General features: G+C 61.6%; 16 protein-coding genes. 3 read left to right on the forward strand and 13 right to left on the reverse strand.

Going from position 1 to position 26,217, the window contains the following annotated elements; genetic code table 11:
• Positions 1-183: 183 nt before the first annotated feature.
• From QRN48_RS07555 to QRN48_RS07565, 3 genes are all read right to left on the reverse strand, one after another.
• A complete protein-coding gene (locus QRN48_RS07555; RefSeq protein ID WP_285349799.1) occupies positions 184-393 on the reverse strand; it encodes a hypothetical protein in 210 nt (69 codons plus the stop codon).
• 155 nt (positions 394-548) lie between these two features.
• Positions 549-1,433, reverse strand: coding sequence for a manganese catalase family protein (locus tag QRN48_RS07560; protein ID WP_037010206.1), 885 nt, complete (start codon positions 1,431-1,433; stop codon positions 549-551).
• 388 nt (positions 1,434-1,821) lie between these two features.
• Positions 1,822-2,085 carry a PAAR domain-containing protein gene (locus QRN48_RS07565; protein WP_037010208.1) on the reverse strand — a complete coding sequence of 88 codons (264 nt, stop codon included), beginning with the start codon at positions 2,083-2,085 and terminating at the stop codon, positions 1,822-1,824.
• Between the two features lie 426 nt (positions 2,086-2,511).
• On the opposite strand from QRN48_RS07565, the gene QRN48_RS07570 reads away from it, so the two are divergent.
• Positions 2,512-3,657, forward strand: a complete 1,146-nt coding sequence (locus QRN48_RS07570) for a MalY/PatB family protein (RefSeq protein WP_191943260.1) — start codon at positions 2,512-2,514, stop codon at positions 3,655-3,657.
• 28 nt (positions 3,658-3,685) lie between these two features.
• Here the strand turns inward: QRN48_RS07570 and QRN48_RS07575 are convergent, their stop codons facing one another.
• The 6 genes from QRN48_RS07575 to QRN48_RS07600 form a co-directional block, all read right to left on the reverse strand.
• A complete protein-coding gene (locus tag QRN48_RS07575) occupies positions 3,686-4,870 on the reverse strand; it encodes an acetyltransferase domain-containing protein (protein WP_285349801.1) in 1,185 nt (394 codons plus the stop codon).
• A 202-nt stretch (positions 4,871-5,072) separates the two neighbouring features.
• The gene (ggt, locus tag QRN48_RS07580) at positions 5,073-6,800 is read right to left on the reverse strand and encodes a gamma-glutamyltransferase (RefSeq protein ID WP_285349803.1); all 1,728 of its coding nucleotides are present in this window, start codon (positions 6,798-6,800) and stop codon (positions 5,073-5,075) included.
• Between the two features lie 731 nt (positions 6,801-7,531).
• A complete protein-coding gene (locus tag QRN48_RS07585) occupies positions 7,532-8,215 on the reverse strand; it encodes a TIGR04211 family SH3 domain-containing protein (RefSeq protein WP_052075064.1) in 684 nt (227 codons plus the stop codon).
• A gap of 436 nt (positions 8,216-8,651) precedes the next feature.
• Positions 8,652-10,964, reverse strand: a complete 2,313-nt coding sequence (glgB, locus tag QRN48_RS07590; RefSeq protein WP_285349805.1) for a 1,4-alpha-glucan branching protein GlgB — start codon at positions 10,962-10,964, stop codon at positions 8,652-8,654.
• Between the two features lie 2 nt (positions 10,965-10,966).
• Positions 10,967-14,287 carry a maltose alpha-D-glucosyltransferase gene (gene treS / locus QRN48_RS07595; protein WP_285349806.1) on the reverse strand — a complete coding sequence of 1,107 codons (3,321 nt, stop codon included), beginning with the start codon at positions 14,285-14,287 and terminating at the stop codon, positions 10,967-10,969.
• 16 nt (positions 14,288-14,303) lie between these two features.
• On the reverse strand, positions 14,304-16,340 hold the full coding sequence (locus QRN48_RS07600; protein ID WP_285349807.1) for an alpha-1,4-glucan--maltose-1-phosphate maltosyltransferase: 2,037 nt from the start codon (positions 16,338-16,340) through the stop codon (positions 14,304-14,306).
• A 362-nt stretch (positions 16,341-16,702) separates the two neighbouring features.
• Between QRN48_RS07600 and QRN48_RS07605 the strand changes: the two genes are divergently transcribed.
• Positions 16,703-16,879 (forward strand): hypothetical protein, encoded by a 177-nt coding sequence (locus QRN48_RS07605; protein WP_162835390.1) that lies wholly within the window; start codon positions 16,703-16,705, stop codon positions 16,877-16,879.
• Between the two features lie 141 nt (positions 16,880-17,020).
• On the opposite strand, the gene QRN48_RS07610 is transcribed toward QRN48_RS07605, so the two are convergent.
• Positions 17,021-17,566 carry an MgtC/SapB family protein gene (locus QRN48_RS07610; protein ID WP_037012939.1) on the reverse strand — a complete coding sequence of 182 codons (546 nt, stop codon included), beginning with the start codon at positions 17,564-17,566 and terminating at the stop codon, positions 17,021-17,023.
• A 207-nt stretch (positions 17,567-17,773) separates the two neighbouring features.
• On the opposite strand from QRN48_RS07610, the gene mapR reads away from it, so the two are divergent.
• On the forward strand, positions 17,774-19,237 hold the full coding sequence (mapR, locus tag QRN48_RS07615; protein ID WP_285349809.1) for a GntR family transcriptional regulator MpaR: 1,464 nt from the start codon (positions 17,774-17,776) through the stop codon (positions 19,235-19,237).
• Positions 19,238-19,290: 53 nt separating this feature from the next.
• Here the strand turns inward: mapR and QRN48_RS07620 are convergent, their stop codons facing one another.
• The 3 genes from QRN48_RS07620 to QRN48_RS07630 form a co-directional block, all read right to left on the reverse strand.
• Positions 19,291-21,381 carry a putative bifunctional diguanylate cyclase/phosphodiesterase gene (locus tag QRN48_RS07620; RefSeq protein WP_285349811.1) on the reverse strand — a complete coding sequence of 697 codons (2,091 nt, stop codon included), beginning with the start codon at positions 21,379-21,381 and terminating at the stop codon, positions 19,291-19,293.
• Positions 21,382-21,508: 127 nt separating this feature from the next.
• Positions 21,509-22,993 (reverse strand): efflux transporter outer membrane subunit, encoded by a 1,485-nt coding sequence (locus QRN48_RS07625; RefSeq protein WP_285349844.1) that lies wholly within the window; start codon positions 22,991-22,993, stop codon positions 21,509-21,511.
• An 8-nt stretch (positions 22,994-23,001) separates the two neighbouring features.
• Positions 23,002-26,109, reverse strand: a complete 3,108-nt coding sequence (locus tag QRN48_RS07630) for an efflux RND transporter permease subunit (RefSeq protein WP_285349813.1) — start codon at positions 26,107-26,109, stop codon at positions 23,002-23,004.
• Positions 26,110-26,217: the final 108 nt, after the last annotated feature.

Below are 26,217 nucleotides of genomic sequence, written 5' to 3' on the forward strand. Positions count from 1 at the left end.
CAGGCCCTTGGATGCGCATTGCTGCCGCGTAAAGGGCGATACAGTGGCGGGTTATCGCGGATCAGTCCAGCCCAACAAAAAAAGCCCGCTGTTCGCGGGCAAAAGCTATGAAATCAAACCGGTAGACAAGCCAAAGCAATCGCTACCTGCGCGGCTTTCACGCAGGCATGCGTATTTCACCATTCATTGCTGAAGTCGCCGGCCTTCCCGCTCGGGCTTGAGCAAGAGCCCGGCCTTGAACTGCTGTACAAACAAAGCCGTTTTAAAGCCGCGCTCCAGGGTTGTCGCTTCGGCCTCAAACCGGTCAAGGCAGGATGCGTAACCCGACTGAAAGACGCGATCGATCCCGTCAGCGGGCTCTACGGCAGTGAAGTCTTCGAGGACTGTGTTCATCAGCAATGCTCCCTGTTTCAGGCATGAGTGAAATCGGCGTGCATCGGCGAAACCTGCCCCTGGACAACCTGGGCCGGTATCGGGCCAGCGGTATTATTCGAACCACCGCCGACCCTCGCTGGATCGCTTGATCAATATCGCTTACTCGGTAGCGCTTACTCGTCCTTACCCTGCGCCAGACCTGAACCCAGGTCGGCACCGGTCATCGGGTCAGCGGTCAAGTCAGACTTCAAGCGTTCTTTCATCATGGTCAGCGTGACTGAATCATCTTCGCTCAGCGTCACCGTAGCAGTCCCGTCGCCGCCATCCACTGCCGGCTGTGGATTTTCGACGTACTCGAAGTCCGCATCGCTGTTCCATGGGCCACGCACGTTGGGTTCGCCGTTGGACATGCTGAAATACGTCCGTGTGAACTCTGGCATGCCCGGCAGTTTGCCCTGCGGGAAGTTCGGCTGCATCGAGTGCAGCGCTTTCTCGAAAGACATCTGGTGCGCGATTTCTCGCGTCATCAGGAACCCCAACGCGTCCTTGATGCCTGGATCGGTGGTGACGTTGATCAGCCGCTCGTAAACGATCTTCGCCCGCGCCTCGGCAGCGATGTTGGAACGGAAGTCGGCCGTTGGCTCGGTGATGCTGTCGATATACGCAGCGGTCCATGGCACGCCTGCCGAGTTCACCAGCGGCGCACCGCCGCCGTAGAGAATCTGGGTGATGTGCGAATCGTTGCCGGCGCCGTTGATGTCACGGTACAGCTCACCCTCCGCCTGGACGCCCTCGGCCAGCTTGCCTTTGCCGCCCTTGTTGAGCATGACGATGATCGAGCCGATGATTTCGAGGTGGCTCAGCTCCTCGGTGGCGATGTCCATCAGCAGGTCTTTACGACCTGGATCTTCTTCAGCCAGTGCCTGGGTGAAGTAGCGAGTGGCCGCAGCCAGTTCGCCCTGGGCGCCGCCGAACTGCTCAAGCAGCAAGTTGGCCAGCCCCGGATTGGGTTCGGCAACGCGAACAGTGTATTGGAGACGCTTATTGTGCAGGAACATAGTGTTACTCCCTTCTCAGGCTAATTTCGTATCAGGGTTTAGAACAGTAAGTTCAGCTTTTTTCTATGCTTGTCGCTCGGTCAACTAAGCAGAGCGCACAGATATAAAGAGAGACCCATGAAGCTGAAATTCAGCGAAGTGCGAACGCACCCGACCAAAGGTTTGTCGCGAAAAGTTTAAATGGAGGCCGGTGCCGGCCGACAAACGGCGTCGTGTATATAAAGGTAATAAGCGGCGGGTCACTGCGAAAGCAGGATGGCGACGGCGTAGGCAGCGGTTCCAGGTAAGAGGAGTCCGCGCGGCGGCGTTGCGCTACCGCTTGAAAACTCGTTCCGCTGTTATGGTTTAGCAGGATGCTGCTCTCTGCGGCAGACGCGCGGCGCGCCGCCTAACTGCGGACGGCTGCCTTCGGTCCACTGGCAATCAGACCTGCGCCGCAGGCGGTTTTCATGCCGTTTAGCGCAACGGGTGTGCCGTTCACCGTGTACACGCTACTGCCCTCGACGATCGGGAAAATACCTTTGCACAGCGGACAGCTGACGTTGTGCCCTACCCCTGCGATGGGCTTGCCGTTGAGCTCGGTATTCGTGAATGCCTGAAGCACAACACCGCCATGAGTGGTGAGGTCGCCCAGGCGAATAATGTCTTTCATTGAGGGTTATTCCTATATGGATTCATGAAGTTAAACAGCCGTTAGTTGACCGTCTCCGATCAGGAATGCACATCAAAGGGTGTGCCAATGGGTCGTCGCACTTGAAGCAGCCATGACCGACTGATTGCATTCAGTCAGTTAGGCTTTGAACCTGCTGAAAGGCTTACAACTTTGAGCAGCAACTTGCGCAACTTGATACTGCTTACTGCGCACGTGGACGTGCTCCAGTTATCGAGCGGGTCTCGGAGCCCCCGCCGGAGCACGAATCGCTTGAGACTGCGCAACGACTTGCCCACGCTAGCGTGCCCGTGCATCTCGCGTTGCCTGCGATCACCGGGCAACGAGACGGTCCCCGGAGCAGCCGATAAGCCTCGTCACAGGTTCTCTGGCACAATCCTTCTTTTTTTGATCAAGACAGGCCAGAGCATGGATCTGAACACCGTTTTTCAGCGTTTGAACACCGGCAGCAAGAAGTGGAGCCAGTACCCCGAAGATGTGCTGCCAATGTGGGTAGCGGACATGGACTTCCCGGTCGCGGCGCCCATCGTACAAGCCCTGAAAAACCGGCTGGAGCACCCGATGCTGGGTTACTCCGTGCCTCAACAGGCGCTGCGCGAGACGCTGGTCAGGCACTTGGCCCAACGGTATGACTGGCAGATCGAAGCCGAAGACCTGGTGTTCCTGCCCGGCGTCGAACCTGGCGTGAACATGGCGTTGAATGCCCTGGTTTCGCCGACCGCTGCGGTGCTGGTGCAGACGCCCAATTATTCCCCGCTGCTGCAAGCCCCGGCCAACTGGAATCTGCCGCGTGTCGACCTGTCTTTCCAGGCCGACGCCCAAGGCCGGTACCCCACCGATATCGCCGCACTGGAACACGCCCTGCCGGAGAACGGTGCGCTGCTGCTGAGTAACCCGCACAACCCGTTGGGCAAAGTCTTCGAGCATGACGAGCTGCGGGCCATCGGTGAGGCCTGTGAGCGGCGCAACGTGTTGATCATCTCTGACGAGATCCACGCTGACTTGCTGTTCGACGGGCGACAGCACATCCCCATCGCCTCTCTGAGCCCGGCCATCGCAGCACGAAGCGTGACGCTGATGTCGGCGAGCAAGGCCTGGAACATCGCCGGGCTGAAGACCGCCTTTGCCGTGGTGCAAAACCCGGAGCTGCGCCAGCGTTTCAACAATGGACGGCTCGGACTGGTGGACAGCGTCAACGCGCTGGGCCTGGAAGCCACCGAAGTGGCGTATCGCGAGGGCAGCCAATGGCTGGAGCACGTGGTGGCGTATCTGCAGGGCAACCGTGATTACCTGGCCGACGCCATCAAGACCCGCTTCCCGGGTATCTCCATGAACCTGCCGCAAAGCACCTACCTGGCCTGGCTGGACTGCTCCGGCCTGGGACTGGAACACCCGCAGGCGTTTTTCCTGAATCACGCCAGGGTCGCACTGAGCGACGGCCTTGAGTTCGGCGACGACTGCGGCCAGTTCGTTCGTCTGAACTTCGGCTGCCCCCGACCGATGCTTGAGGAAGGCCTGGCGCGCATGGAGCGAAGCTTGCGCAACAGGCCCTGAATGCTTGCGGCGATCGGGATACGCTCGCCTAAAAGTACTTCAACCAGGCGATGTCCCGGCGTCGTGCCTTGAGTGCCGCGAACCAGCGCACGGCCGGAAACAGCACCACGGTGAGCACAGCAGCGCATCCCCACAGGCCCAGCACCGAGGTGAAGCCGAAATATTGCCCTTGGGTGTTGCCCCAGATTGACACGGCGCCCTGGTACAAAAGCTTCAGCACGTACAGGTGCAGCAAATAGAAAAACATCGGCGCAGCGCCGAAGATCACCAGCGGCCGCAACCACACCCGGTCCTGCTGCCGCTCCAGCCAGGCGAGCACCAGCAGGCCGATGCCCAGCGTCAGGCTGATGAACAGCAGAGACGGCGGGTACTTTGTGACATTGAGGACGCTCATCAGCGTATCGGTGGTGGTTTCGCCCGCCACCCATGGCTTTTCCCCATAACCGTTGATGCCGCGTAGCGCGAGAAACAACGCCAGCGCCCCGAAGCCCCAGGCGATGAGGTTGATTTCTCGCTTTTCAGGGCTCGCCTCTCGACCAAACCACGGCCCGGCCGCGTAGCCGACAGCGATCACTCCTATCCAGGGCAGCACCGGGTATGAAGTGCGCAGACGCAGGGTCTCGCCCACTTCGATCCAGCCGCGGTCGTGCAGCACCGCCCACGGAATGTGCAGCGCCGAACCCACAGCGAAATGCACGCCATCCAGCAGATTGTGCCCGGCGATGATCGCCAGCCCCAGTACCGCCAGCACCCCGCGCGGCAGCGCAACCAGTGCCGACAGCGCAATCATGCTCAGGCCGATCGCCCAGATGACCTGCAGGTAAATCACCGTCGGGGGAAACTGGAACGTCCAGGCAAAGTTCACCAGGGTCAGCTCCAGCGCAATAAGCACCAGACCGCGTTTGAACAGAAATCCCGCGACAGCGCCCCTGCCCCCGTGCCGTTCGCCGTACAGCCAGGCAGACAGCCCTGTGAGAAACACGAACAGCGGCGCACAGAAGTGCGCCAGGGTACGGCTGATGAACAACTCGACGCTGGTGTGGGCAACGTCCATGGGATCGCTGACCTGATGGTGCAGAAAGAAGGTTTCACGCACATGGTCCAGCAGCATGAACACGATGATCAGGCCACGCAGCGCGTCGATGGAGTGCAGGCGGCGTGAATGAGGGGCGGTGACAGCGGTGTCTGGTATCGGGACAGCCAGGGTTTGCATACGCGGTGGGCTCTTGAAATGCGATAACCGGCAGGCGAGCCAGCCGCCTGCGTTCGGGTTATAACATAACATCTTAAAGCTGCAGCCGCATGAGGAAATCCTGCCCCGCGCGCCGCCAGCCTGCACGCCAGCCCGCGCGCCCTCATCGGATGCTCATAATTCGCTCATCCGATGAGGTTTTGATCAAGGCTGATCTGGGCGGTTAATAGCCCAGCGATAGCCCGGTGTTGCGACGCGGATCGTTCGCCCCGTAGAAGCGGTTCTTGCCTACGGGCTCACCGCCCAGAGACGGCGCACCCACGAGGATCGCGGCCAAGTGGTTGGCGTCCTGCGGACCGGCAAAGGTGTGACCCCAGCTTTCGAGGATTTTGCGGGTATCAGGGCTGACGGCGAAGGTTTCCAGATTGGTCGCTTCAGGCATCCACTGCTGATGGAAGCGCGGTGCATCGACCGCCTCCTGAATATTCATGCCGTAGTCGATGACGTTGAGCATGGTCAACAGCGTCGCGGTAATGATGCGGCTGCCGCCCGGGGTACCGACGACCATCACCGTCTTGCCGTCTTTGGTGACGATGGTGGGGCTCATCGATGACAGCGGTGACTTGCCCGGCGCGATGGCGTTGGCCTCGCCCTGAATCAGCCCGTACATGTTGGGCACGCCGACCTTGGAGGTGAAGTCGTCCATTTCGTCGTTGAGAATCACCCCTGTGCTGCTCGCCATGACGCCCGCGCCGAACCAGTCGTTGAGGGTGTAGGTCACCGAGACCGCGTTGCCCCACTTGTCGACGATGGAATAGTGAGTGGTGTTGTTGCCTTCATGGGGCGCGACCCCGGGTTTGATGTTCTGGGAGATGCCGGCTTTCTGCGGTTCGATGGCGGCGCGCAACTTGGCGGCGTAGTCACGGTTGAGCAAATGGCTGATCGGGTTTTTCACGAAATCCGGGTCACCCAGGTAACTGTTACGGTCGACATAGGCGTGGCGCATGGCCTCGATCTGGTAATGCAGACCCTGGGCGGAGTGGTAGCCCAGCTCCTGCATCGGATAGCCTTCGAGAATATTCATGATCTCGCAGATCACCACCCCGCCCGAACTCGGCGGCGGCGCAGAGACCACGTGGTAGCCACGGTAATCGCATTCGATGGGGGCCAGTTCGCGGGTCTGGTATTTGTCCAGGTCCGCCTGGGTGATGATGCCCTTCCCTGCCTGGCTGGAATCGACGATGGCCTTGGCTACCCAGCCCTTGTAGAAACCGTCGCTGCCCTTGCCGGAGATTTCCTTGAGGGTTTTCGCCAGGTCCTTCTGCACCAGTGTGTCGCCCACCTTCAGCGGCTGGCCCTTGTCCAGGAAGATGGTGCCGAGGTCTTTGGCGTCGGCCTTGAACTGGTCGGTGGCGGTGCCCAGCAGGTCGACATCGCCCTGCTCAAGGGTGAACCCCTGTTCCGCCAGTTTGATGGCCGGGGCAATGACCTCGGCGCGCTTGCGGGTGCCGTATTTGCTGAGTGCCAGCTCCATGCCCGAAACAGTGCCCGGCACGCCGACGGCCAGATGGCCTTTGGAGCTCAGGTCGGGCACCACGTTGCGGTCTTTGTCCAGGTACATATTGGCGGTCGCGGCAAGAGGGGCTTTTTCGCGAAAATCGAGGAAGGTCTTGCGCCCGTCCGCCAGCTGGATAGTCATGAAGCCGCCACCCCCGAGGTTGCCCGCTGCGGGATAGACGACTGCCAGCGCGTATCCGACGGCAACCGCCGCGTCCACAGCATTGCCACCGGATTTCAACACATCGACGCCCACGTGGGTGGCCAAGTGCTGAGCGGTCACCACCATGCCGTTTTCGGCAGCGGCCGGCGCGACGGAGGCGGCATGAACGCAGGAGATCGTCAGGGTGAGCGCGGTCGCAAGCAGCGAGGTCGCAAAGGGTTCGAACTTCATGGGCGGGCTCTCTTTTTTTGTTGGGGTGAGGCGGTTTCGTTCGCGTGGGGCTTTTGTGGTCGTCTGACCCTGTGGCGGTGGTGAGGATTGCGATGGGCACAGGTGCCCTGCACTAAGTTAGCGCATGCGGCGAAAGTTGCCAGTCGATGCGGGTTGCCGATTGGAGGTCAGAGAGTGATTCATCGGCTGGCGCGAAATGAGTCGGGAGTGGAACGGACTATCGCTGGACGCGCCGTGTCATGGATTTGATAGGCAACGGACATGGCCGGTTCGCCAGCAAGCCGGCTCCTACAGACCGCGCCGGGCTGCAAGGACTCTGGCACCTGAACCACCGATGTTCGCGGGCAAGCGCGCTCCTACGATGGGTCCAGGCCCGGCTTGTGGTCGATGTTGCCCGGTCAGCATGGCCGTTTGCGGCGGTGTTCGCGGGCAAGCGCGCTCCTACAAATGGTCGAGGCTCGGCTTGCAGTCGGCGTTGCCCGGCCAACAACGTCGCTTGCGGCGGGCCGGGGCCAATACCGACGTTGCCGGGCGGACATTGTCCCTGTAGGAGCCGGCTTGCTGGCGAAAGCGGTGGTCGTCGCGATGCGTGTCTGCCTGACCCACCGACGTTAGCGGGCAAGCGCGGCTCCTGCAGGTGATCCTGGCCCAGCTTGATGCGGCTGCAGTTCAGCCGGACTGGTCAGCCTCGGCGCTCTGGGTCCGCCTGAACGCGCGCTTCGCCGGGCGGATCAGAACCAGCGGTCGTTGCGTTTGCGCCCTTTGGTCAGGGCCGGGAGGATCAGGCCGAGCAACAGCCCGGCACCGGCGATACTGCCGCCGTAGACCATGTAGCGCATCAGCACCTGATTGTTCTCATCACCCAGTTTGGCCTGAGTAGCGCGCAGTTCGGACTGGGCATCGGTCAGCTGCGCGTTCAGGTCCTTGGTGCGGGCCTCCAGCTCGTCCACCAGTTTTTTGCGCGAATCGAGGGTTTCCTGCATGCCCTGGACCTTGGTTTTCCAGTCGTCATCGATGGTCTTCAACTGCGCACCCAGATCAGCAGCTTTCTGCGTCAGTTGCGGTAAACGTTCGGCCTGGCCCGGGACATCCTGCAAGTCAGCCGTCGGAATCCACACATTGTCCCCGGCGCTTCCGCGCACCTGGCTGTAGTCGCCCTGGGTATTGATCAACTCGACTTTTTGACCGGACTTCAAGGTGCCAACGATACGGTAACCGTCGGTGGGCCCGCTGCGGACGTAGGTGCTGAGGGTGTCACTGACCCAACGGTCCTTGCCCGGTGACTCGGCCAAGGCGTCATCGGCGGCGAAGCCAGCGGTGAGGAAAGTGGTCAACAGGCCGGCGCTGAGCAAACGGCGTCGAGCGCCCGGCAGGGTGTTCAAGCGAAGGGAGGCGTAGGAAGCAGGAATAGGCATGGATGATCTTCGACAAATGAAAAAGAAGGCCGATGGGTGGGCCGCATGCGAGAAGTAAAAGCCTGGTCGGACAGCGACGCACAGCGCGCTGTAACTGCTGGAAAAGGCATCTGGCGCGGGCGAAATTCAGCCGGACAGCCCAGGTCATAACCCGGGCGTACTGCGCGCGCAGTGGTCAACAGACCATGCAAATGAGGCGAGGTTCATTGGCGAAGAGCTACGTTCGTCTAAGAAACGTCCGACGACATTTGTCGGTTGCTGAAACGACAGTGGGAGCTAAGCCACTGGCGAATGCCGTTCTCGCCCGACCGAATCGGTTGATAAAAGGCAATTCGCGAGCGAGCTCGCTCCCACTGTTTTCAGTCTGCATCGCAACGCAGGGGTGGAAAAGCCAAACCTCGGTTCCACCGCTGCATCGCGACAATCGCGCGGTCAATCAGTCCTGCTGATGCCCATGCTGTTCGTGATGGTCGTGATGTTCTTCATGCTCGTGGTGCTCATGCCCCTCGTGTTGCAGCTGCTCCACGGTCGGCTTGAAGATGACCACGCCCAGCGGTGGCAAATTCAACGACAGAGAAAATGCCTGGCCATGACTCTTGATCTCGTCAGTGCGTACACCGCCGCCATTGCCGAAGTTGGAGCCGCCGTAGACCTCGGCATCACTGTTGAGCACTTCCACCCACTTGCCGCTGAATGGCACGCCAACACGGTAGGCTTCACGCGGCACAGGCGTCAGGTTGGCAACCACCAGCAGCGGCTCGCCCTCCTTGCTCCAGCGCAGGTAAGCGTAAACGCTGTTGCCGGCATCATCACCGATCACCCACTGGAAGCCCTGAGGCTGGCAATCCTGCTCGTGCAGCGCTTTCTCGGTCCGGTAGAGCCGATTGAGGTCGCTGACGAGAGTGTGCACGCCCTTGTGATCGGCGTACTGCAAGAAATGCCAGTCCAGCTCGGTGTCATGGTTCCACTCGCGCCACTGGCCAAACTCGCAGCCCATGAACAGCAGCTTCTTGCCTGGGTGCGTCCACATGAACGAAAAGTACGCGCGCAGGTTGGCAAACTTCTGCCAGCGATCGCCGGGCATTTTGTCGATCAGGGAATGCTTGCCATGCACCACTTCGTCATGGGAGATGGGCAGCACGAAACGCTCGGACCACGCATACACCAAACCAAAGCTCAGCTGGGAATGGTGGTGTTGGCGATGGATCGGATCCTGCTCAATGTACTTGAGCGTGTCATGCATCCAGCCCATGTTCCATTTGTAGGAAAAGCCCAGCCCGCCCTGTTGGGTCGGCTGCGAGACGCCCGGCCACGAGGTGGATTCTTCGGCGATGACCAGTGCCCCAGGCGCTTCGATGGCGACCACGTCGTTGAGGTGGCGGAGAAAATCAATAGCCTCCAGGTTCTCGCGGCCGCCGTAACGGTTCGGCACCCACTCGCCGGCGTTGCGGGAATAGTCGCGATACAGCATCGAAGCCACAGCATCCACGCGCAACGCGTCGACGTGGAAGTTCTTCAGCCAGTGAATCCCGGAGGCGATCATGAAGCCATGGACTTCGGTGCGACCCAGGTTGTAGATCAACGTGTTCCAGTCCTGGTGAAAACCTTCATGGGGGTTGGCGTATTCATACAGCGCAGTGCCGTCGAATTGGGCCAAACCATGGACATCGGTCGGGAAATGCGCAGGCACCCAGTCAAGAATCACGCCGATGTCGCTACGGTGGCAGGCATCGACAAAGGCGGCGAAATCTTCAGGCTTGCCGTAGCGGGCACTCGGCGCAAACTGCGACAGCACCTGATAACCCCAGGACCCGCCGAACGGGTGTTCCATGATGGGCATCAGTTCGATGTGGGTGAACCCCAGATCCTTGATGTAAGGAATCAGGTTCTCGGCCAGTTCGCGCCAGTCGTACGGACGGTCCGCTTCATCTTCCCCGCCGTGGTGCCACTTCCACGAGCCGGCGTGCAGCTCATAGATCGACAGCGGCTGATGAATATCGTGCTTTTCGCCACGCGATTGCATCCATTCGCTGTCCTGCCATTCAAAAGCCAGCGGCGTCGCGACTTTGGAAGCAGTAGCAGGCGGCAATTGAGTCGCCAGTGCCATGGGGTCGGCCTTCAACGGCAGGATGCCGTGCTGACCGAGGATTTCGTACTTGTAAGCCTCGCCCGGGCCGATGCGCGGGATGAAAATCTCCCAAACGCCACTCGGGTAGCGCACACGCATCGGGTGCCGACGGCCGTCCCAGCTGTTGAAGTCGCCCACCACCGAAACACGACGGGCGTTCGGTGCCCACACCGAGAAGCGCACGCCATCAACGCCATCGACGTTCTTGACCTGCGCACCCAGGGCGCTGCTCAGGTCGCGGTGGTTACCCTCGGCAAACAGATACAAGTCCATCTCGCCAAGCTGCTCGCCGAAGCTGTAAGGGTCTTCAGTGATTTGCTCGCCCGTGGCCCAGGTGATTTTCAGCAGATAGGGTTCTCGCACCGGGAAGTGGCCGGCGAAAAAGCCCGGCTTGTCGGTCATGCCCAGCTCGCCCAGTTCGCGCTCGCCGTCGCGCGAAAGCACGCGCACGGCCAGTGCATTGGGCAGGTAGGCACGGATCACCTGCCCTTCGGCGCCATCGCTGTGGGGGCCGAGCATCGAGAACGGGTCGCGGTGCTCCGCTCGGATCAACGCGTCCAGATCGACGGCGCTGGGCAATATGGCGTGGTTGCCGTTACCGAATTGGTCAGACGCACTCATTTTCATTCTCCATCAGACAGGTCTAGAAGCCCGCGCAGGCCTTGAAGCGGAACCGACAACCATGTCGGCCGATTCTCGGCCTCGTAGGCCACTTCATAAGCGGCTTTTTCCAGGGTGAAGAGCGCCAGTGCGGCGGCCTCCCCTTTGGCATCTTTCCAATCGTGGGCTACGCCAACGGTCGCCTTGCGGTAGCCGTCGAGGAAGGCTTCCCGCGCCTGCTTCAGATACGTCTCGGCCACTTGCCGACGCGCAGCGTCTGCCTGCTCCGAGGTGTCTGCCGCCTGCGCATTGCGCAGCGCCATCGCCGCAGCGTAGTCGAAGGAGCGCAACACGCCGCTGACATCTTTGAACGGGCTGTACTTGGCGCGACGTTCCTGCAGCGGACGGGCCGGCTCGCCTTCAAAGTCGATCAGGTAGGCATCGCCTTTGACCACCAGCATCTGCCCCAGGTGCAGGTCACCGTGGACGCGCATTCTCAAACCGCCAACCGATTGTCTGGCCAGGGTTTTGACCTGTGCCAGCAGCGCTTTGCGTTTGTTCAGCAGCTCGGCAATCAGTTGCTGATCCTGCGCTTCGAGGGAGTCACGGTGCTGCTCAAGCAACTGCAGCGCGCGTTCGATCTGCGCCGAGACGCTCTTGGCCGATGCTTCGCTGTCCTTGACGCTGGTGACTTCGGTTTTGAAGTCCGGATTGTCGGTGGGCGCGCCGAGGATCACGTGCATTTCCCCCAGACGCTGGCCCAGCAGACCGGCGAAGTCATGCAGTTCGATCAGCGCATTGGCCTGCTGCTCCGAGGTGGACTGCCCGTGAGCCATGTGGTCACGCACGGCACGTTCCAGGTTGTTCTGCGTCCATTCCCAGGCGTCGCCTTGGTTACTCAGGTAGCCCTGAGCAATCATCAGCAGATTTTCCTCGCCCTGGCCGTCAACGCGGACCACTGCACCCAGCAACGGAGAAATGTGCGGGTAACCGGCTTCGGTCAGGTAAGCGCCCATTTCCAGCTCGGGGTGAGTGCCTGCCGCCACGCGACGGATCATTTTCAGCACCAGCTTCTTGCCGACCACCACCGAACTGTTGGACTGCTCGGCCGAGAGGTAGCGCACTTCGGCATCCTCATTGAGCCCGAGCGGCGGCAGCTGGGAAGTGCTGCGGAACTGCAGCTCTCCGTCCGGCGTCGGCAGCACGGTGTTTTCATGCATGCCTTTGATGACGCTGCGAATGAACGGCTCAAGGGTGAACGCATCGGTGATCAGCCCGACCTGACGGCCACGGCGCACGCGCGACAACGCCAGCTGCTGCGGCAAGGCGCTGCTGATGTCGTCCTCGGGCAACAGGCCGAATGGCAGCTGATAGCGCACCACTTCGCCGCCCGAGGTGACTTCGATTTCGCTCAGCAGCACGGGACGTACCGTGGTGCCGAAACGCACGGCATAGGCGATGTGGATGTTGTCGATGGCCGTGCCCTTGCCGGCAAACCAGCGGCGTTTGGGCAGGTAAGCAGACAGCGAGTTCTGCTCCATGGTCTGGCGCAGCGGCTCTTCGAGCAGTTCTTCGAGGCGCTGTTTGAGAACGAGGGTCGGGAAGTCCGGCAGGCTCTGGGCCGGTTCAACGTGCCAGCTGGGCATTTGATTCTCCGAGGCCAGCAAGAACCAGAAGAAGCCGTAAGGCGGCAACGTCAGCAGGTAATTGAGCTGGCCAATAGGTGGGAAGGCGCTGCCACCAAGCATCTCGACCGGAACGGTCCCGGCGTAGGGCGACAGTTCAAGCTCGGCCGCCTGAGAGGCTGCCGAGACGTTGGCAACACAAAGGATGATTTCGGTCTTGCCGTCGGGGCCGGTGTATTCGCGGGTGTACGCCAGAATCCGGCGGTTGCTCGGCGAGAGCATTTTCAGGGTGCCACGGCCGAAGGCTTTCTGCTGCTTGCGCACGGCAAGCATGCGTCGGGTCCAGTTGAGCAGCGAATGCGGGTCGTGATCCTGGGCTTCGACGTTGACCGACTGATAGCCGTAGAGCGGGTCCATGATAGGTGGCAGCACCAGGCTCGCCGGGTTGGCACGGGAGAAGCCGCCGTTGCGGTCGATGGACCACTGCATCGGCGTGCGCACACCGTCGCGGTCGCCCAGATAGATGTTGTCGCCCATGCCGATTTCGTCGCCGTAATACAGCGTCGGCGTACCGGGCATGGACAGCAGCATGCTGTTGAGCAGCTCGACCCGGCGACGATCACGCTGCAGCAGCGGGGCCAGACGACGGCGAATGCCGAGGTTGATCCGCGCGCGGCGGTCCGAGGCGTAGTAATTCCACAGGTAATCACGCTCGCGGTCGGTGACCATTTCCAGCGTCAACTCATCGTGGTTACGCAGGAAGATCGCCCACTGGCAGTTCTCCGGAATTTCCGGGGTCTGGCGCAGAATGTCAGTAATCGGGAAGCGGTCTTCCTGTGCCACCGCCATGTACATGCGCGGCATCAGCGGGAAGTGAAAGGCCATGTGGCATTCGTCGCCGTCTTTCCCTTTACGATCCCCGAAGTACATCTGCGTGTCTTCCGGCCACTGGTTGGCTTCGGCCAGCAGCATGCGGTCCGGGTAGTTGGCGTCGATCTCGGCACGAATCTGCTTGAGGACCTGATGGGTCTCCGGCAGGTTTTCGTTGTTGGTGCCATCGCGCTCGATCAGGTAAGGGATCGCGTCCAGACGCAGGCCGTCGATGCCCATGTCCAGCCAATAGCGCATGACCTCGATGACCGCCTTCATCACCTGCGGGTTGTCGAAGTTCAGGTCAGGCTGGTGGGAATAGAAACGGTGCCAGAAGTACTGCTCGGCGACCGGGTCCCACGTCCAGTTGGACTTTTCGGTGTCGAGAAAGATGATCCGGGTGCCGTCGTACTTCTGCGGGTCATCGGACCAGACGTAGAAATCCCGCGCCTTGGAGCCCTTCTTGGCATGACGCGCGCGCTGGAACCAGGCGTGCTGGTCCGAGGTGTGGTTGATGACCAGCTCAGTGATCACCCGCAAACCGCGCTTGTGTGCCTCGGCGATGAATTTCTTCGCATCGGCCATGGTGCCGTAGTCGCTGTGTACGCCACGGTACTCGGAGATGTCATAGCCATCGTCGCGCCGTGGCGACGGGTAGAACGGCAACAGCCAGATGGTGTTGACGCCCAGCGCGGCGATGTAGTCGAGCTTGGCGATCAGGCCCGGAAAGTCACCGATGCCATCGTCGTTGGAATCGAAATACGACTTCACGTGAACCTGGTAAATCACCGCATCCTTGTACCAGAGCGGGTCTTCGATAAAGGCAGCGTTGCGAGGTTTCTTTGCCATGACCACATCCTTTGAATTATTGGTTTGTGGCCTTGATGCGCCAGATGCCGAAAGGCTGGTAGGACGGGTCCAGGCGTGTCCATTGGGTTTTGCCATACCAGGTCCAGGTGTGGCCGGTCATCAAGTCTTCGCCCAGCGTGGCAGCGTCGTCCGGCAACCCCATTTCCCATAGCGGCAATTCAAAATGGCCTTCCTGCACGTTGCGCGGGTCCAGGTTCACAGCGACGAGGATGAAGTTGCTGCCGTCCGCCGTGCGCTTGCCGAAGTACAGAATATTGTCGTTGTACGCGGTGTAGATCTTCAAGCCCAAGTGGGTTTGCAGCGCCGGGTTCTGACGACGGATGCGGTTGAGCTGGGCGATCTCGGCAATGATATTGCCGGGCGCGGTAAAGTCGCGAGGACGGATCTCATACTTCTCCGAGTCCAGGTACTCTTCCTTGCCAGGCACCGGTGCCGATTCGCACAGTTCAAAGCCCGAATACATACCCCACAGGCCCGAGCCCATGGTTGCCAGCGCCGCGCGGATCAAAAAGCCCGGGCGACCCGAGTCATGCAGAAACGGCGGGTTGATGTCCGGCGTGTTGACGAAAAAGTTCGGACGGTAGCATTCGCGCCACGGCGATTCATTGAGCTGGGTGAAGTACTCGCTCAATTCGGCCTTGGTGTTGCGCCAGGTGAAATAGGTGTAGCTCTGGGAGTAGCCGACCTTGCCCAGGCGCGCCATCATGGCCGGCTTGGTGAACGCCTCGGCCAGGAACATCACTTCCGGGTGCTTGCTGCGCACGTCGGCGATCATCCACTGCCAGAACGGCAACGGTTTGGTGTGGGGGTTGTCGACGCGGAAAATCTTCACGCCCTCCTTCACCCAGCCGAGGATCACGTCACGCAGTTCGGTCCACAGGCTCGGGATAGCATCCGGCGCATAGAAGTCGACGTTGACGATGTCCTGGTATTTCTTCGGCGGGTTTTCCGCGTAGCGGATGGTGCCGTCGGGGCGCCACGAGAACCAGCCCGGATGTTCTTTGAGCCACAGGTGGTCCTGCGAGCACTGAATGGCGAAATCGAGTGCGATTTCCAGGCCGTGTTCGGCTGCAGCCGCGACCAGCTCGCGGAAGTCTTCGCGGGTACCGAGTTGCGGGTGAATGGCGTCATGCCCGCCGTCTGCGCTACCGATCGCGTACGGGCTTCCCGGATCATCCGGCCCGGCGGTCAGCGAGTTGTTCGGACCTTTGCGGTGGGCCCGGCCAATCGGATGAATTGGCGGGAAATACAGCACGTCAAAGCCCATGTCGCGGATCATCGGCAGGCGGCCGTGAACGTCTTTAAAAGTGCCGTGGCGTTTCTTGTCGTCGGTGATCGAGCGCGGGAACAGCTCATACCAACTGGCGAACTGCGCCAGTTCGCGCTCCACATCCAGCGGAAATTCCAGGCTGCGACTGAGGAATGCGTGGTTGTCGGCCTTGGCCATTACGCTGGCGGTTTCGCTGTTCAGCAGCAGGGAGACTTTAGCCTCGTTGTCAGAGGCCTCACCCAATCGCTTGATCAGGCTGTCGAGCTGACCACGCAGCTCCATCGAGCTGCGCTCGGCGGCGTGCACAAGATGCAAGCGCCCTTCTTCAAGTTCCAGATCGATGCTCACGCCCGCGGCGTACTTCTTTTCCAGTTCGTAGCGGTAGCTGCCGAACTGATCGATCCAGGCTTCCAGACGGTAGACGTAGCGGGTAAAGGTCGGCGGTGTGAATTCGCCGATCCAGCTGTCGTTGCCCAATTCGCGCATGGGCACCGATTGCCACTCTTGCTCGTCCACCGCGCGATAAAGAATGCGCACCGCCATTTTGTCGTGGCCGTCTGCGTAGATTTTGCTGGTAACCGTAACCGGCTGACCGACAACGGCCTTGGCCGCAAGCTGACCGTTATCGATCACCGGCTGGGTGTCCTCGATAACGATGCGCGGCAACTGCAGGGCTTGGGTCAGGGGTATAGGGTGGATAGAGTGCAGAACATCGTTGGCCAGGGAATCCGGACCGTATGGCTGATCATCAGTCACATTCATCGAGCATCACTCCTCACGCCCAGGGACGCCCGCTGGGGGGCGCCCATTGCTTCAGCGTCATTGTCCATCACATAAGAGATAGCCACGGGATCAACGCATCCGGACGTGGCAGCATAGGTTCCGAACGCCAGCCGCAGGCAAAAGTTCAAAGAGCTTGAGTGACACTTGACCAACTTGGTGTGTGCTATTGCGGGGCTTGCGGCTTGGATGGCGCCTGCTGGATCGGCACGGTCACCGACCGGTTGAGTGAATCATTGGCAGAGCGCAGCGGTCCAACCTTGCGTGTGGTGCAGTGGCAATGAATAGCCGCTCGGCACGCTTCTCGACTTCGCATGCTCGACTCTGCAAAGGAAGGTGACACCATGAGTATTCCCGTACCCGCCGAAACCCCCGATCCGAATATCGACGACCCCGAGCTGCCGGTGCCCAAGCCCGAAGAGCCGCCTTCGCCGGTCATGCCCCCGGTGATCGAACCACCGGTGGGCGACCCGCCCAGCCCGGAGTCGCCTGTGATCCTCAACGACACCTTCGCTGAGTAATCAGCCCTTCCCGGCTAAAGCCGGTCCCACAGGATGCGCATCTCCTTCAGGCTGAAGCAGGCCCCACAAACGGCGCGCAACACGTGGGACCGGCTTCAGCCGGGAAGCTGTTGATCTTGATCTGCATCCAACCGCATCCACTCAAGGCTCTTGCGCATCGCCTCCCGTGCTGCGAGCAGGGTCTTTGGCGCGCTCATCCGGGGACTCAAACTTCCTGACGATGCGCGGCATCAAACTGAAAATACCCAGCGCCAGCAGGGTGCTCAGTACCGCCGTCATCTCACGACCCATGCCCGCGGCGATGCCGATAGCGGCGGTCATCCACAAGCCCGCCGCTGTGGTCAGCCCCTTGACCTGAGTGGTGTTGAGGTCGCCGCCCTTGAGGATCGTCCCTGCGCCCAGAAAGCCAATGCCCGCCACAATGCCCTGCACCACTCGACTCAACGCAGCGTCGTCGGCGCCCGCCATGCGCGGCACCAGCACGAACAGCGCTGCGCCCATACACACCAGCATGTGCGTACGCACCCCCGCTGCCTTGCCCTTATGCTCGCGCTCGAAACCCAGAATGCCGCCCAACAGCGCGGCGATCACCAGGCGTATGGTCACGCGCGTGATCTGTCCGGCGTCCGTGATGTCAGAGAACTCGGACTGCAGCGTTTCCACGACTTCTTCCCACCAGGCGTTCATCAGCGTTTGTTCCTTGTCCGACTTCAGTGGGGTATGGACCGCGGCGGTTGAGCGGAGTGCGGCACGGTCCAGCGTGCGCGGCCTCTGATCCCCTTTTTGCTCGCCAATCTGCTTCTGTACTAATCCGCCACGCACGCGCATAGTCCGGCCATTCCGACCTCCCGGCGCAACCCTGTCCCCGCTGCACCGGCCCTGCGCGAGCCGTCCATGAAGCGTTATGAAAAGTTTGCCGATGACATTGCCGAGCTGATCCGCTCCGGCGTGCTCGCCGCCGGCCAGCGTGTGCCTTCGGTGCGCTACGCCAGCCAGACCCACGGCATCAGCCCCTCGACCGTGTTCCAGGCGTATTACCTGCTGGAGCGTCGAGGCTTGATCCGGGCACGACCGCGTTCGGGCTACTTCGTCAACGATACCTTCAGTCTGGCCGGGCTGGGCGACCGTGCGCCGGAGCCTGACCTGCGGCCGGCGGTGGCGGCACAGGTGAGCGAGTCCACCGAAGTGGATGTCAGCGAGCTGGTGTTCTCGGTGCTGGAATCCATCAAGAACCCTGACACCGTGCCGTTTGGCTCGGCGTTTCCCAGCCCAGCCCTGTTTCCCTTACAACGACTGGCCCGCTCCCTCTCCAGCGCAACACGCGACATGGACCCGCGCATGGTGGTGAGCGACCTCTCGCCCGGCAACCCGTCCCTGCGCCGGCAGATCGCGCTGCGCTACATGGTTGCCGGGCAAATGCTGCCCATGGAAGAGATGCTTATCACCAATGGCGCACTGGAAGCCTTGAACCTGTGCCTGCAGGCGGTCACCGAGCCGGGCGATCTGGTGGCCATCGAAGCGCCAGCGTTCTACGCCTGCCTGCAAGTGCTTGAGCGGCTGAAGCTCAAGGCCGTGGAAATTCCCGTGCACCCGCAGCACGGCATTGATCTGGTGGTGCTGGAGCAGGCGTTGCGACGCTATCCAATCAAGGCCTGCTGGAGCATGACCAGTTTCCAGAACCCCACCGGCGCGACGGTGCCCGAGGCACGCAAACGGGACCTGGTGGAGTTGCTGCGCAAACATGAGGTGCCACTGATCGAGGATGACGTCTATGCCGAGCTGTATTACGGCCAGCACGCGCCAAAGCCGGCGAAAGCGTTTGATACCGAGGGTCTGGTGCTGCACTGCGGCTCGTTCGCCAAGAGCCTCGCGCCCGGTTACCGGGTGGGATGGGTCGCCGCCGGGCGCTATGCACAGAAAGTAGAACGCCTGAAGCTGATGACCTCGCTGTGCGCCTCGATGCCCGCCCAGGCCGCGATCGCCGATTACCTGCAACACGGGGGCTATGACCGCCACCTGCGCAAATTGCGCCATAGCCTGGAAGACCAGCAACGCGCCATGCTTGGCGCCATTGCGCGGTACTTTCCTGCGCAGACGCGCGTCAGCCAGCCCTCGGGTGGGTATTTCCTGTGGGTCGAACTGCCGGAGACGGTCGACTCGCTGAAAGTCTTCCAGGCCGCCCTCGCCCAGGGCATCAGTATCGCACCGGGCCCGATGTTTTCCCCCACCCGCCGCTTCAAGCCGTTTATCCGCCTGAACTATGGCACGCCATGGAACGACACCTGCGAGCGGGCCATGGAGATGCTGGGGAAAATCATCCGTTCGATGATGGGAGCCGATGCGGGCCGACGGTCTTAGTCAGGCGATTTGTTCACAGCGGCAACGGTGCCGGCACAGGTGTGTACCGAAGGTCAGTCCGTCCGTTCGCTGTGTCGGTCGCGCACCGCTTCGATGTCCGCCATGAAGCGATCGGCAGGCAGCGGGTGGCCCAATAAGTGGCCCTGCAGGGAATCACAGCCCAGCCGCGTGAGGAAGTTCTGCTGGCTCGTCGTCTCTACGCCCTCGGCGACAATGCGCATGTTGAGCGCCTGTCCGAGCGCGACGATGGCCGAGACGATCGCCGCGTCGTCGATATCGTGCTCAAGGTCGCGCACAAAACCGCGGTCGATCTTGAGCTCGTTGGCGGGCAGCCGCTTGAGGTACATGAGGCTGGAGTAGCCCGTGCCGAAATCATCGATGGACAGATCAACGCCCATGTCCGCCAAGCGCTGAAGCACGGTCATGCTGGCGTCGGCGTCGCTCATGGCGGTGGTCTCGGTGATCTCCAGGGTCAGGCAGTTGGCTGGCAGCTGATGGGTCGCGAGCGCGGCGGCCACAGTGTCGGCAAGCCCGGCATGACCAAACTGCAGCGCCGAAAGATTCACCGCGACGCGCCAGTCGGTGTAGCCGTTTTCGTACCACACTTTCATCTGCCGGCACGCTTCATTCAGTGCCCAGTCGCCAATGGCGATGATCAACCCGCTCTGCTCGGCCAGGCCAATGAAGGTCTCCGGCATCAACAGGCCCTGCACCGGATGATCCCAGCGCAGAAGCGCTTCGGCGCCGATGGCCCGGCGAGTGCCCGCTGAATACGTGGGTTGATAATGCAGGCAAAACTGCTTGTCCCTCAACGCGACGCGCAAGTCCTGTTGCAACTGGAGCTGGTTACGCGCGTTGGTGTTCATGGACGCATCGAAAAAGCTGTAGCCATTCTTGCCGGCGTTCTTGGCGTGGTACATCGCCGCGTCGGCGTTCATCAGCAATTCCTGCTGGGTCACGCCGTTGCCTGGATACAGACTGATCCCGACGCTGACCGTCACTTGCAGCTCGTGCTCCTGGACGTTGAAGGGCTGGCTTACCAACGTCACCTGACGGTTGGCCACGCCCACGGCTTCTTCGGCGCTGTCGAGTTCGACCAGCAGCACGAACTCGTCGCCACCGATGCGCGCCAGGGTGTCATGTCGATGGAAATTCTCGCGCATGCGCAGCGCAACCGCGCGCAGCAGTTGATCCCCAACATGGTGGCCGAAAGCGTCATTCACCGGTTTGAAGCCGTCGAGGTCGAGAAACATCAGCGCAAACATGCCGCCACGGGCATCGACCTTGCGCATTGCTTCGTCGATCCGCTCGGCCAGCAGGTTCCGGTTGGGCAACCCGGTCAGGTTGTCATGCAGCGCCAGTTGCGTCAGTTCGCGGTTGGCCTGCTTGAGCGACTGTGACAGCTGAGCGGTACGCGCGGCCATGCGTGCATCGAGCACCGATGTCAGCAACGTGATGCCCAGCACACAGAGGCTGGTGACCAACACCAGTTTGTCCAGGCCGTTGGGCTGCAAGCCGGTGCCCAGCGCCCCGCAGAAGCTGCCGTCCGGAAAATTGGCGGCGCTCATGGCGGTGTAATGCATGCCGAGGATAGCGAAACCCATGACAACCGCCGCCCCGCCACGGGCCAGGCGCACATAAGGGGACTGCTTGCGCAGACGCACCGCGATGATCAGCGCCACAGCAGAGGCGGCAACGGCAATCACGAGCGAGACGCCGACCCGCGTCGAATCGTAGTCGATCCCCGGCTGCATGCGCATCGCCGCCATGCCGGTGTAATGCATGGCGCAGGTGCCCAGGCCCATGATCAGCGCGCCGAAGAGAAGATTCAGGATTGGCACACGGTCGTGACTGACCAGCCACAGCGCGATGCCCGAGGAAAAGATGCCCATGACCAGCGTCAGCGACGTCAGCGCGACGTCATAGGCCAGCGGTATTGGCAGGCTGAACGCGAGCATGCCGATAAAGTGCATCGACCAGATGCCCACGCCCATCGAAACGCCGCCACCACACACCCACATCACCCGCGTCCGCCCGCTCGCCGAGGCGATGCGCCCGGCAAGGTCGAGCGTCGTGTACGACGCAAGGATCGCCACCAGAACTGATATCAGCACCAGCGACACTGTGTAATGACCAATCAACATGGGCTGGCTCTTGGCTCGACGGAGTGTGGCCTTTCAGCCCTGATCAAAGTGCCGGGGATTGTACCGGACTGGGCGCAAATGTCCCGTCACTCCGTCGCAAAGATGGCACTTCGCTATTTGTCGCCATCTAGCGCCCCGTGACCTCCGGCGCTGGCGTCAGCCCGGTCGCTGCGTTCCAGCCGCCACCCAGCGCGGCGATCAATTGGGCACTGGCCACCAGTCGACTTTCCAGCACATTGAGCACGCTGCGTTCGTTGCTCAAGGCGGTGGCCTGCACGTTGACCACGTCCAGATAGCCGATCAGACCGGCCTTGTACTGGTTGCTGGTCAGACGCAGTGAGTCCCGCGCGGACTGCAGCGCTTCTTCGCGCACGCCGGCTTCCTGCTCATAAACGCGCAGTTGCGCCATGTAGTCTTCGACTTCCTTGAAGCCGTCGAGCACCGTCTGGCGATACTGGGCGACGGTCTGATCGTAAACCGCCTCGGTGCGGTCAACTTCCGCGGCACGCTGGCCGCCATCGAACAGGGTCATCGCCAGCTGCGGGCCGACCGACCAGAAGCGGTTGGGCAAGGAAATCCAGTTGCTGACCGTGCTGCTGCTGTAGCCGCCGCTCATGCTCAGCGTCAGGTCCGGGTAATACGCGGCCTTTGCTACGCCGATGTTGGCGTTGGCTGTCATGACCGAGCGCTCGGCGGCAGCGATGTCCGGACGACGCTCCAGCAATTGCGAGGGCAACTGCGCCGGAATCTGCGGCAGTGCCGGCACCGACGTCGTGGCTGCCAGGCTGAAATCAGCGGGTGCCTGGCCCATCAGCACGGCGATTGCACTCTCGAACTGCGCGCGTTGCCACTGCAGGTCGATGAGGTCGGCCTGGGTGCTTTTGAGTTGGGTCTGCGCCTGGGCGATGGCGTCGCGACCCGAGATACCGGCTCGGTATTGATTCTGGGTCATGGTCAGCGATCGCTGGTAAGCATCGACCGTCGCTTCGAGCAGGCGTTTTTGCTCGTCGATAACTCGCAGCTGCAGGTAGTTCTGGACCAGCTGGGACTGCAGGCTCAGGCGCATCGACGCCAGATCGGCGAGGCTGGCCTGGGCGCTGGCTTTGTCGGCTTCGAGCCCTCGGCGCAACTTGCCCCATATGTCGGCTTCCCAGCTCACGCCCAACTGCGCGTTGTAAGTGTCGCGAATGCCGCTGCTGGAACTGCTCAGGCTCGAACTGCTGCTGCCGGTGCCCTGGCTTGAACGGTTCTTGCTGGTGGTCAGGTCCAGGGTCGGGAAAAACGCCCCGCGCGCGCTGCGCACCAACGCAGCGGCCTGACGGTACTGGGCTTCGTACTGCGCCACCGTCTGGTTGGAGGTGTTGAGTTTCTCCACCAGACCATTGAGCTGCGCATCGCCATAGACCTCCCACCACGCGCCGCGCTCGATCGCATCACTCGGGTTGGCCTGGGTCCAGCCCTCGGCCTGCTTGAAGTGCGCGGGGGTGGGCATGTCCGGGGTCTTGTAATCGGGCCCCACCGCACAGGCGCCGAGCAGCAGCGCGCACAGCGCGAGGCTGAACGTTCGGGCAAACGGCTGTGTGCGTCTGGAAATGGGCACGGGCGCAATCATCGGGTTATTCATAGCGGAGTTTCCAGAGCGGCATCCGTCTGCAAACCGCGCCATGCGTTGAAGCGATGGCGCAGACGGTCAAGATAAAGGTAAACCACCGGCGTGGTGTACAGCGTCAGGATCTGGCTGAGGATCAGCCCGCCGATAATGGTCAGGCCCAGCGGCCGGCGCATTTCGGCGCCTTCGGCGCTGCTGAGCAGCAACGGCACGGCACCGAGAATCGCCGCCAGGGTGGTCATCAGAATCGGCCGCAAGCGCTGCAGGCATGCGTTACGAATGGATTCCACCGGCGTCATGCCGCCCTGGCGCTCAAGCTGCAATGCAAGATCGATCATCAGAATGGCGTTTTTCTTCACCACACCGATGAGCAAAAACAGCCCCAGCAGGGAAATAAGACTGAATTGACCGCCGGTGAGGTAGATGCTCAGCAGCGCGCCCACGCCCGCCGAGGGCAGCGTTGACAGGATGGTCAGCGGATGAATGTAGCTTTCATACAGGATGCCCAGTACCAGGTACACCGCCACCAGCGCGCCAAGGATCATCCACGGCTGGCTTTTCTGGGTGGCAGCAAAAGCGTCGGCGGTGCCGGCCATCTTGGCGATCACGTCTTCCGGCAGCCCGATGGCCGCTACGGCGCGCTCGATGGCCGCCGTGGCTTGATCCAGGTTCACGCCATCGGCCAGATCGAACGAAATGGTGTCCGAGGCAAACTGACCGTCGTGGGTGACGCGGTCGTCTTCCAGGCTGCGTTCGTAGTGGGCGATGGTGGACAGCGGCACCCGCGCGCCGTCTGCCGTGATCACCTGCACCTGCTCCAGGGTGGTCGGGTCGAGGGCGTATTTCGGGTTGACCTCCATGACCACCTGATACTGGTTCAACGGGTCATAGATGGTCGAGACCTGCCGCTGGCTGTACGCGTTGTTCAGCACCGTGGTGACGGTGTTCATGTCGATGCCCAGGCGCTTGGCCGCATCGCGGTCGACGATCAGAGTCACCTGCTGGGTGCCGCCGCCGTCGTTGGCATCGATGGCGGTCAGTTCCTTGAGCGACTTGAGCGCGGCGACAATCTTCGGGTACCACAGGCGCAGGGTGTCCAGATCGCCGCTTTGCAGGATGTACTGGTATTGCGAGGTGGTCTGCTCACGACCGCCGCCCAGTTGCAGGTCCTGGTCCGGTTGCAGGAACAGTCGGCCGCCCGGCACCAGCGGCATCTCCTTGCGCAGCCGCTCGACCACCTGAGCAGCGCCGATCTTGCGTTCCTGAATGGGTTTGAGGCGCACGATGATGAACGCGTTGCCCGTGCCGCCGTTGCCGCCGATGAACCCCGCGACGCTCTCCACCGCAGGGTCCTTGAGAATGGCCGAGCGGAACACGTCCATCTTCGGCTGCATCACCGAGAACGACAGGCCGTCGTCGCCGCGAACAAACCCCATGAGTTGGCCGGTGTCCTGCTGCGGCAGGAAAGTTTTGGGCACCACGATGTACAGGGCGATGTTGCCACCGATGGTCAACAACAGCGTCAACAGGGTCAGGCGACGGTGACGCAGCACCCAGCGCAGACTGCGATCGTAGCCTGCGACCATACGGTCGTTGACCCGCTGGCTCCAGCGCTGCAACCGGTTCTCGCTGCCGGGCACATGGGGCTTGAGCCAGCGCGCGCAGAGCATCGGGGTCAGGCTCAGTGACACGATCAGCGAGACGATGATCGACACCGACAACGTGATGGAGAACTCGCGGAACAGGCTCTCGACCAGCCCGCCCATGAACAGGATGGAGATGAACACGGCCACCAGCGACACGTTCATCGACAGCAGCGTGAAGCCGACTTCCTTGGCCCCGAGATAGGCTGCCTCCATGGGCGGCACGCCGTCGTCGATGTGCCGGGAGATGTTTTCCAGCACCACGATGGCGTCGTCGACCACCAGCCCGGTGGCGAGAATCAACGCCATCAACGACAGGTTGTTCAGGGAAAAGCCGTACAGGTACATGATGGCGAACGTGCCGACCAGCGACACCGGCACCGCCAGGGTCGGGATCAGCGAGGCACGGAAATTCCCGAGAAACAGGAACACCACCAGAATCACCAGGACCACGGCGATCAGCAGGGTCATCTCGGCTTCATGGAGCGTGGCCTTGATCACCCCCGACCGATCCATGGCCAGGTCCAGGGTGACGCTGGCGGGCAGCACCGCTTGCAAGGCAGGCAATTGCGCCTTGATCGCCGCGACGGTCTCGATAATGTTGGCGCCGGCCTGGCGGTTGACCACCAGCAACACCGCGGCCTTGTCGTTGAAGAACCCGCTGTTGTAGCGGTCTTCCACCGAGTCCTTGACCTTGGCCACGTCCTTGAGACGCAACGCCGCGCCGTTGGCGTAGTGGATGATCAGCGACTCGTAGTCCTTGGCCTTTTCCAGCTGATCGTTGGCCTGCACCTGCCAGTTGTGCTCGCTGTTTTCCACCGAGCCCTTGGGACGCCGCACGTTGGAGTTGGAGATGGTCGTGCGCACCTCGTCCAGGGACACGCCGTACTGAGACAACAGCTTCGGCTCCAGCTCCACGCGAACGGCGGGCAGCGAGCTGCCGCCGATTTGCACCTCGCCTACACCATTCACCTGGGACAGGCTCTGGGACAGGATCGTCGACGCCATGTCGTAGAGCTCGCCTTTTTCCAGCACATCGGAGGTCAGCGACAACACCATGATTGGCGCCTGGGACGGGTTGACCTTTTTGTAGGTCGGCATGCTACGCATCCCGCTGGGCAACAGGCTGCGCGAGGCGTTGATGGCTGCCTGTACTTCCCGGGCGGCGCCATTGATGTCGCGGTCCATGTCGAACTGCAGAATGATCCGCGTCGAGCCCTGGCTCGAACGGCTGCTCATGGTGTTGACCCCGGCGATTACGCCCAGGGAACGCTCCAGAGGCGTCGCTACGCTGGACGCCATGATCTCCGGGCTTGCACCCGGCAGCGAGGCGCTGACCACAATGACGGGGAAATCCATGTTCGGCAGCGGCGACACCGGCAGCAAGCCAAAGCTCATGCCGCCCAGCAGCATGATCGCCAGGCTCAACAGCATGGTTGCCACGGGGCGCTTGATGAAGGGGCCGGAGAGGTTCATGGGGGCGAGCTCCAGGCGACGAGCTTCAAGCTGCAAGGGAAAGCAAAAGCCCCGGCCTGCGCATGGCTGCTTCTAGCTTGAAGCTTGAAGCTGGAGGCTTGCAGTTGG

Source organism: Pseudomonas sp. ME-P-057 (assembly GCF_030208975.1).
GTDB lineage: Bacteria > Pseudomonadota > Gammaproteobacteria > Pseudomonadales > Pseudomonadaceae > Aquipseudomonas > Aquipseudomonas lutea.